The 8402-nt window shown below is 66.6% G+C and carries 9 protein-coding genes, 1 tRNA gene and 1 pseudogene; 3 read left to right on the top strand and 8 right to left on the bottom strand.

From position 1 onward, the window contains the following. Positions 1-94 precede the first annotated feature (94 nt). From RCJ92_RS13950 to RCJ92_RS13940, 3 genes and pseudogenes are all read left to right on the top strand, one after another. Positions 95-748, top strand: coding sequence for a hypothetical protein (locus RCJ92_RS13950; RefSeq protein ID WP_446754861.1), 654 nt, complete (start codon positions 95-97; stop codon positions 746-748). Positions 749-876: 128 nt separating this feature from the next. Next, on the top strand, positions 877-1095 hold the full coding sequence (locus RCJ92_RS13945; protein ID WP_446754860.1) for a hypothetical protein: 219 nt from the start codon (positions 877-879) through the stop codon (positions 1093-1095). Between the two features lie 49 nt (positions 1096-1144). Continuing rightward, positions 1145-2185: pseudogene (locus RCJ92_RS13940) on the top strand (recombinase family protein); the annotation flags it as partial. Positions 2186-2587: 402 nt separating this feature from the next. On the opposite strand, the gene RCJ92_RS13935 reads toward RCJ92_RS13940, so the two are convergent. The 8 genes from RCJ92_RS13935 to proB all read right to left on the bottom strand — a co-directional run bounded on the left by RCJ92_RS13935 (position 2588) and on the right by proB (position 8363). Further along, positions 2588-2716: a hypothetical protein gene (locus tag RCJ92_RS13935; RefSeq protein ID WP_446754859.1), complete on the bottom strand. Its 129-nt coding sequence runs from the start codon at positions 2714-2716 to the stop codon at positions 2588-2590. Positions 2717-2744: 28 nt separating this feature from the next. Continuing rightward, positions 2745-2817: transfer RNA gene (locus tag RCJ92_RS13930), tRNA-Ala, on the bottom strand. 72 nt (positions 2818-2889) lie between these two features. After that, entirely contained in the window at positions 2890-3270 is a 381-nt protein-coding gene (rsfS, locus tag RCJ92_RS13925; RefSeq protein ID WP_446754858.1) for a ribosome silencing factor, read from the bottom strand. Between the two features lie 61 nt (positions 3271-3331). After that, the gene (locus tag RCJ92_RS13920; RefSeq protein ID WP_446754857.1) at positions 3332-4870 is read right to left on the bottom strand and encodes a hypothetical protein; all 1539 of its coding nucleotides are present in this window, start codon (positions 4868-4870) and stop codon (positions 3332-3334) included. A 51-nt stretch (positions 4871-4921) separates the two neighbouring features. After that, a complete protein-coding gene (gene nadD / locus RCJ92_RS13915; RefSeq protein ID WP_283205490.1) occupies positions 4922-5554 on the bottom strand; it encodes a nicotinate-nucleotide adenylyltransferase in 633 nt (210 codons plus the stop codon). 6 nt (positions 5555-5560) lie between these two features. Next, a complete protein-coding gene (locus RCJ92_RS13910; RefSeq protein ID WP_138177654.1) occupies positions 5561-5770 on the bottom strand; it encodes a hypothetical protein in 210 nt (69 codons plus the stop codon). A 96-nt stretch (positions 5771-5866) separates the two neighbouring features. Next, positions 5867-7195 carry a glutamate-5-semialdehyde dehydrogenase gene (locus RCJ92_RS13905; protein WP_446754856.1) on the bottom strand — a complete coding sequence of 443 codons (1329 nt, stop codon included), beginning with the start codon at positions 7193-7195 and terminating at the stop codon, positions 5867-5869. Positions 7196-7217: 22 nt separating this feature from the next. Continuing rightward, a complete protein-coding gene (gene proB / locus RCJ92_RS13900) occupies positions 7218-8363 on the bottom strand; it encodes a glutamate 5-kinase (protein WP_346922936.1) in 1146 nt (381 codons plus the stop codon). Between the last annotated feature and the right edge of the window lie 39 nt (positions 8364-8402).

The following is an 8402-nucleotide window of genomic DNA, read 5'->3' as shown; positions in this document are numbered from 1 at the left end:
GTCGCCCGATAACCACCGGACGGCACGAGCAGGGCGGCCAGCTTCCTGGCCGCCCCGCACCGTTCGGCTCGGCGGCTCGGGAGGAAGAACCATCATGAGCACGACACCGCACGACGCCGACGACCCGACTGGTGCGAATGAGGCCGGCGGCGGGGCCGCCGCTGCCCCGGATCTGGAGAGCCTGCCGCCCGGGGTGCTGCAGCAGGTCAAGCGGATGGTGCAGGCCGAGTACGCCAAGGACCTGCGCACCCAGCTGGGCACCGTGCCCCGCACCATCAACTGGGACGCGCTGACCCCGGAGGATCTCGAGCAGGAGCTCCTCGCCCTGAACGAGTGGGTCGACTGGCTGCGGCACACCTACGGGCTGCCGCCGCAGGTCATCCCGCCCATGTGGCATCGCCACCCCGAGCTGCTCTGGGAGCTGTCCGCGCTGCGGCAGCACTGGTTGATCTGCTACGACCAGCAGGCCAAGGGCAACATGGGCATCGTCTGGCACAACGACTTCGCCGCCGCCCGCGAACGCCTCCGCGACTGGGTCTCGATCTCGGGCAGCCGCCTCGATCGCGACCGCCCCACCCGCATCACCGCCTGGCCCGGCGGCGAGGCCGACGACTGGACGCCGCCGGACACCAGCGAGCAGCCCGTCACCGAACGCAGCGCCGACTTCGTCGCCTTCGTCCTCGACGCCGTCCGCGCCCGCGAGGAGGAGCAGGACGCGGCCATGCGGGAGATCATCGACAGCGAGTAGTGCGCACGCCATCGCATCGAGGTCGGCCGGGACAGCAACGGTCCCGGCCGACCCTCCTTGCGTCCAGGCCCAGTGCCTCCGCGTCGTCCAGTCCGACGTCACCCTGATCGTGCCCGTACCTGACCGGCATGACCCGCCATAGCGACCAATCCACCGGCCGCCGGCTCTACGCCGACCCGGTCGTGCGCGACGAACCCGACATGGATCGGCTCGTCGACCTCGTGCTTCATCTCGCCGAGTCCCAGCACCGCGCGGCCACGCTCGCGCGGGCCAGCGGGCCAGGGCCAGAGCACGGATCGCCGGTCGCAGAATCACTCGCGAACGAGGCCGAACCCAAGGAACAATGAACCACCCTCGACCCGGCCCGGCACCGGCGCGAACGGTTCTCGAGGGCCGATGGAGGATGTCATGACGATCTCATTGCCCACAGGACAGCCGCTGGATCTGGAGAACCTGGCGCTTACCGCGGTGACGTACCAGCGGGTCTCCACCGAGGAGCAGGCCGCCAAGGGCGGTCAACGCGAGGGCTTCTCTATCCCCGCCCAGCGGCAGGCCAACCAGCGCAAGGCCGACGAGATCGGCGCCACCATCGTGGAGGAGTTCGTCGACCCCGGCTACTCCGGGCGCACGCTCAAACGGCCCGACCTGCAGCGGATGCTGAAGTACATCAAGACCCATCAGGTCACCTACTGCATCGTGCACAAGCTCGACCGGCTCGCCCGCGACCGGCTCGTCGACCTCGAGATCCAACGCGTCCTCATCGAAGCCGGTGTCACCCTCGTCTCGGTGACCGAGAGCATCGACGAGACCCCCTCCGGGACGCTCGTGCACGGCGTCATGTCAGCGATCGCGGAGTTCTACTCCAAGAACCTCGCCGCCGAAGTCACCAAGGGCCTGACCCAGAAGATCGCCACCGGCGGCACGCCGGGCCGGGCACCGCTGGGCTATCTCAATGTCCGCAAGCACACCGAGGAAGGCCGCGAGTACCGCACCGTCGAGGTCGACCCCGAGCGGGCGCCGCTGATCCAATGGGCCTTCGCCACCTATGCTGCCGGCGACACCGCGGTGGAGAAGATCCTCACCGACCTCACAGCCCGCGGCCTGACGACGGTGGCCACACCGCAGCGTCCCTCGAAGCCGGTCAGCAAGTCCGGGTTCTTCAAGCTCCTGCGTAACCCCTACTACATTGGGCGGATCCGCTATAACGGCGCCGTCTACGACGGCAACCATCTCGCAATCGTCGACACCGAGGTCTGGGAACGAGTACAGCGTCTGCTGGACTCGCGTGCGCAGGCCGACGTCCGGTTCCGCAAGCACGAGCACCCGCTGAAGGGGATCCTGTACTGCGCGACCTGCAAGTCCCGGCTGCACCTGGACTTCGCCCGCAACAAGCAGGGCATTCGCTACGCGTACTACGTGTGCTCCGGCCGCACCAGCAAGCGCACCACTTGCACCCGCAAGGCAGTGCCCGTCGGGATCGCCGAGGACCTCGTCACCACCTGCTATCAGCGGATCGGGATCAGCGAGGCCACCTACACCGCCCTGGCCAAGAAGGTCGATGCCGCGTTCGATGAGCGGATGGCCTCCCGCTCCCAGGAGCTCGCCGAGCTGACCGCGAACCGCAAGCGCCTTCAGGCTGAGAGCGAGAAGCTCCTGGCCGCGCACTTCGCCGACGCCATCGATCTCGACACGTTGAAGCGTCATCAGGACCGGATCCGCACCGGCCTGGCGGAGATCGATCGCAAGCTCGCCAGCGACCACGAGCACTACACCCGGCAACGCACGTACCTCGCCAGCGCCATGAAGCTGCTCACCTACTGCGCCACGATGTACGCGCGATCAGACGACGAGGCCAAGCGGCTCGCGAACCAGGCCTTCTTCGACAAGATCTACATCGGCGAGGACGAGCAGCCCATCGTCGAACTCGCCGAGCCCTTCAACGCACTCGCCCCCGACACGCTTTCGCATGTCGGGGGTTCGAGTACGTCAACTACGGTGGAGGTAAGGGGATTCGAACCCCTGACCTTCTGCATGCCATGCAGACGCGCTACCAACTGCGCCATACCCCCGAAAGGTTTGCCGCCCTCATCAGGCAACTCAATAATCATAAGTGAGTTGCCGACTCAGACGCAAATCCAAACCTAGCTTTGTTCCTGAGCGACCTCTGCCGGCAGGTCGATGACCGGGCAGTCGGCCCAGAGACGTTCCAGCGCGTAGAACACCCGGTCTTCCTGGTGCTGCACGTGCACCACGACGTCACCGTAGTCCAGCAGGACCCAACGGCCCATGCCGAAGCCTTCACGACGCACCGGGCGCAGGTCAAACTTTTCCAGCAGTTTCGTCTGGATCTCGTCCACAATGGCGTTGACCTGCGGCTCGGAAGACCCCGAGACGATCAGGAAGGCGTCGGTCACGCCCAGGCGGTCGGCAACATCCAATGCGACCTGGTTTTCGGCCTTCTTCTCGCTGGCGGCCAGTGCGGCAGCGTGAACAAGTGCGATGGAATCAGCGTGTGCGCCCATATAGTGGAGTGTCTCCTTGACGATGAATTAAGTCAGCTCAATTATAGTTGACGGACACAGCTTAGTTGTTGAGCATCATGATGATTCCGACAACCAATGCGATCCCGCCCACGGCCAGGGCCGCAATCATGGCCAGGAACATGTTGTTGGCGCGGCGCACACCAGCCGTCTGGGCGTCCAGGGGTTGCAGTCCCTGGGCGCTGACGGCTTCGACACGCGGCATCTGCACCGGGTCGCCCGAAGTGGCCTGGGCTGAGGTGGCCTGCTCTTCTTCCTTGGGCTTCGGCTTGGCCGCTGGCGTGGCCTTCTTCACTGCCGGCTTCTGTGCCGCAGGCTTGGGCGCGGGCTTGGCCGCTTCCTTCGCCGCAGGCTTTGCCGGGGTCTTGCCGGCCGGTTTGGCCTCAGGTTTCTTGCCGGTCTTGTCCGCCGGCTTTTTGGCCGGGGCGATCTTGCCGGTGGAATCCAGGTCCAGGGACACGCTCTCGGTCTTCGGGCTGGGCACCCCGGAACGTGAGACCTTGTCCTCAAGTTCACTGATGTTGCCCATCGCTCCGGTGAAGGGATCCGATGCGGGAGCTTCCTGGCCGGCTTTGGCGTTCTGCTGACGCAGGCGTTCGCGTTCGGCCGCACGGCGGGAGATGATGGCGGCGCGGGCCGCCATCTCGCGCTGGTGGGCGAGAACTTCCAGATCGATGTCGTTGTCGTCATCACGCAGCAGGTTCGGGTCCACTGGCGGCGCGGGGGCGCTTTCACGGCGGGCCGCCAGGGCCTCCTCCACGCTCATGACGGTGGTTTCCGGGGAGTCCTCGTCCTTGGACGGCGTGGAATTCTTGGGCTTGACCGGTACCGGCTTGGCTGCCCCGGCGTTCTCCGCCTTCTGCTGTTCGGCCAGGGCCTGCAGACGCAGCTGGCGGCGGGTCAGCGGCTTCGGGTCATCCCCGGGCTCAACTGCGGGAATGTGGTTGGTCAGCTGGGAGACTTCCTCCTGCAGCCGACGGCGCTCACGCAGCGCTTCACGGTCCCGGGCACGCCGCAGGGACGCGCGCTCCCCCGCCGCCGTGTCACCAGATTCGATTTCACTCGACTGGGCGGCAGGCTTGGAGTCCCCGGCCTTGGCGTCAGCGGGCTTCCCGTTTGGGGTCTTGGCATCCGCCGGCTTCGCGGCGGGCTTGGCAGCAGCAGGCTTGGTCGTGGCCGGTTTCTCGGCAGCCTTTTTTGCCGCCTCAGGCTTGGCGCTCTGCTGGGTTTCGCCGCTCTTGGCGGTGTCCTTCTTGGCCTCGGCGGCCTTGGCGGCGCCGCTCTTGTTGGCAGGCTTCTTGGGTGCCTCGTCAGCCTTGGGTGCGTTCTGCGGTGCGGGCTTTGCGCCCGAAGCGGGCTTAGAGGTGTTCGAACCGGAGGTGGAGGAAGGCTTAGGGGTCTGCTTCCCTGGGGCCGCGGCGGGGGTTTGCGGAGCTTTCTTGGAATCGGCTGCCTCTTCACGGGCTGCCTGTTCCCTGGCTTCCTGCTCGGCCTTGCTGTTGGCCAGCAGGGCCTCCATTTCCGCCCGACGCTTTTCACGCAAAGCACGCCGGCTTGAAGCCGGTTGCGTGTTATCGCTCATCCTGTCCTTCTCCCGACCGCGTAGACTTCTGCATGCACCCTTACCAAGTGATTATGCCGTGTTTTGGGTGCCACTTTCAGGCTGCGACTCGGTATAGAGCCCATATTTTGCAATGTACTGCACCACACCATCCGGCACCAAGTACCATACCGGTTTTCCCTGTCCAACGCGGGCCCGACAATCCGTGGAGGAGATCGACAGTGCCGGGATCTCCAGTTCGGAGGCGCTGGACTGTGCGACTTCCGGCATCTGGTGCCCGGGACGGGTGACCCCCACGAAGTGCGCCTGGTTCCACAGTTCGTCGGCGTTCTTCCAGCTCATGATCTGGTTCATCGCGTCGGCGCCGGTGATGAAGAACAGTTCCGCCGTGGGGCGTTCGGCCCGCAGGTCGCGCAGCGTGTCGATCGTGTACGTCGGCCCCTCGCGGTCGATGTCGACGCGGCTGACGGTGAAACGCGGGTTGGACGCGGTGGCGATCACGGTCATCAGGTAGCGCTGCTCGGCGGGGGTGACCTTCCGGTCGGCCTTCTGCCACGGCTCACCGGTGGGAACGAACACCACTTCGTCCAGGTCGTATTCGGCAGCGACTTCGCTGGCGGCGACGAGGTGGCCGTTGTGGATGGGGTCAAAAGTACCGCCCATCACGCCGAGGCGGAATGGGCGGTGCTGTGCTGTTGAATTCACCGGGGCCTAGTGCTTGGTCTCGTGCACCTTGGTCTGGCGGTGGATGTCGTGCGGTTCCGGCTTCACCTGGTGGCGGTTGCCGACGTTGGTGTACGACATGGTGATCAGCAGGCCGACCATCAGCGCGACGAAAATGCCCACACCGATCAGCAGTGCCCAGGTCTCGCCTGAGAGGGATGAGGTGGAGGCTGCGGTAGCCAGGTTCAGCGCGTTCAACTAACTCTCCAGATATTCTTGGTGATCAACGGCCTGCCATCGATCGTTTGTGAATAGTTTGTTCTTCTACATCGTACCGAAAACAGGTTGCAGAAACTATTTGCGGATGTGCCCGTCGCCCTGCACGATCCACTTGGTGGTGGTCAGCTCCGCCAGCCCCATTGGCCCGCGGGCGTGCATCTTCTGGGTGGAGATCCCCACCTCGGCGCCCAGGCCCAGCTGCCCGCCGTCTGTGAAGCGGGTGGAGGCGTTGACGATTACCGCGGCCGAGTCGACCTCGGCCACGAAGCGTTCGGAGTTTTGCAGGCTGCTGGTGATGATGGCCTCGGTGTGCCCGGTGGAGTATTCGGCAATGTGCTCCATGGCCTCATCGATCCCGTCCACGACCTTCACCGCGATTTGCAGGTCCAGGTATTCGTTGGCCCAGTCCTGCTCATCGGCCTGGACCGGGTCCAGGCCCTCGGCCAGCCCGGCGGCACGCGGGTCGGTGTGCAGGCGCACCCCGGCCTTGGACAGCTCCTCCAGCACACTGCGTCCGGCGGCCGCGTCCTGGTGGATCAGCAGCGTCTCCACGGTGTTGCACACACTCGGGCGCTGGGTTTTCGCGTTGAGCAGGATGTCCACTGCGGTGTCGGTGTCCGCCGACTCGTCGATGAAGATGTGCACATTGCCTTCACCGGTCTCGATGACCGGCACCTTGGCGGTGGTGACCACCCGCTGGATCAGTTCGCGTCCACCGCGCGGGATCAGCACGTCGATCTTGCCGCGCGCCCCCATCAGGGCATCGGCTCCGGGGCGTCCGTATTCATCCACGGAGATCACGATGTCCCGCGGCAGCGAGACCTTCTCCAGGGCGTCGCGGATCAGCCCGACCAGTGCCAGGTTGGAGTTCAGGGCGGCCGAACCGCCGCGCAACAGAACCGCGTTGCCACTTTTCAGGGCCAGTCCGGCAATGTCCACGGTCACGTTCGGGCGGGCTTCGTAGATGGTGCCGACCACGCCCATGGGCACGTTGACCTGGCGCATGCGCAGCCCGTTGGGCAGGGTTTCCCCGCGCAGCACGGTACCCACCGGGTCCGGCAGTCCGGCCAGCTCCTCCAGTGCGCCGATCAGTCCGTCGATGCGGGCATCATCCAGCTTCAGCCGGTCCAGCATGGCCGCGGAGGTGCCGTTGGCGCGCCCGGCCTCCAGGTCCTTGGCGTTGGCCTGCAGGATGGAGACGCGGTTGGCGTCCAGGGTGGCACCGATCTGGCGCAGGGCGCGGTCCTTCCAGTCCCGGTTGGCGCGCGCCAGCAGGCGTGAGGCCTTCCGGGCCCGGTCGGCCAGGCGGTAGACCTGTTCGGTCACGTCCTGGCCCTGGCCGGCGGCGGCGTCGGTGGCGTGCTGGCCCTGGTCGTTGGCGGGGGTGGCGGCATGCAGACTCATGCCTCCATGATAGGAATTGGCCCTAGACCAAGGCCAGATCGTCGACATGAATCACGGCCCGTTCGTAACCTTCACCCAGCCAGGTGGCCAGCTGGCTGGTGGTGCGTCCGAGCATGGCCGGCAGCTCGTGGGAGGCGTAATTGACCAGCCCGCGGGCAAGCACGCTGCCCTGCTCGTTGCAGACCTCCACCGCGTCCCCGGCCTCGAACTCACCGTGCACGGCGGTGATGCCCGCGGCCAGCAGCGAGTTTTCCCCGCTGCGCACCGCCCGGGTGGCTCCGGCGTCAATGTAGAGCTTGCCCTGCGGCTTGGCCAGGTGGGCCAGCCACACGTCGCGTGCCGAACGGCGGGTGTTGCGGGCGGCGAACCAGGTGCCCACGTCCTTCCCGGCCAGCGCGTCGGCCGCGTTCTCGGCGCTGGTCACCAGCGCCGGGATGCCCGAGGAGGAGCTCATCACCGCGGCCTCGACCTTGGTGATCATCCCGCCGGTGCCCACCCCGGCCTCCCCCGGGGTGCCGAGGTTCACCGCCTCCAGTTCGCTGGGGTTCTTGATCAGGGCGATGCGCTGCCCGCCGTGGCGGGGGTGCGCGTCGTACACGGAGTCCACGTCGGAGAACAGCAGCAGCGCGTCGGCCTTGATCAGGTGGGCGACCAGGGAGGCGAGCCGGTCGTTGTCCCCGAAGCGGATTTCGTGGGTGGCCACCGTGTCGTTTTCGTTCACGATCGGCAGCACCCCCAGGTTCAGCAGCCGCACCAGGGAGCGCAGCGCGTTCGTGTAGGTTTGCCGGCGGCGCAGGTCATCGGCGGTGAGCAGCACCTGGGCGACGGTCAGCTCGTGGGCGGCGAACTCGGTGGTGTACTGGGCCAGCAGCAGGCCCTGGCCGACGGCGGCGGCCGCCTGCTGGGTGGCCAGGTCCTTGGGGCGCTTGGCCAGGCCCAGCGGGGCCAGCCCGGCGGCGACCGCACCGGAGGAAACCAGCACCACCTCGGTGCCGGCCTTCACGGTGGCGGCCAGCGCGTCCACCAGGGCGGAGAGCCGTTCGTGCGAGATCCCGCCGTCCACCGTGGTCAGCGAGGAGGAGCCGACCTTGACCACCAGCCGCTGCGCCTGCGGCAGCTGGTGGCGGGAGGTGATGGCCGACAGCGTCTTGGTGGCACGTACGCTCATGAAGGTGGTTCTTCCCCTGCCTGGTTCCTGCGGCCCGTG

It is taken from the genome of Glutamicibacter sp. BSL13, from assembly GCF_052928425.1.
Note: the sequence above shows the minus strand (reverse complement) of the source record. Positions and strands in the feature narration are given on the sequence as shown.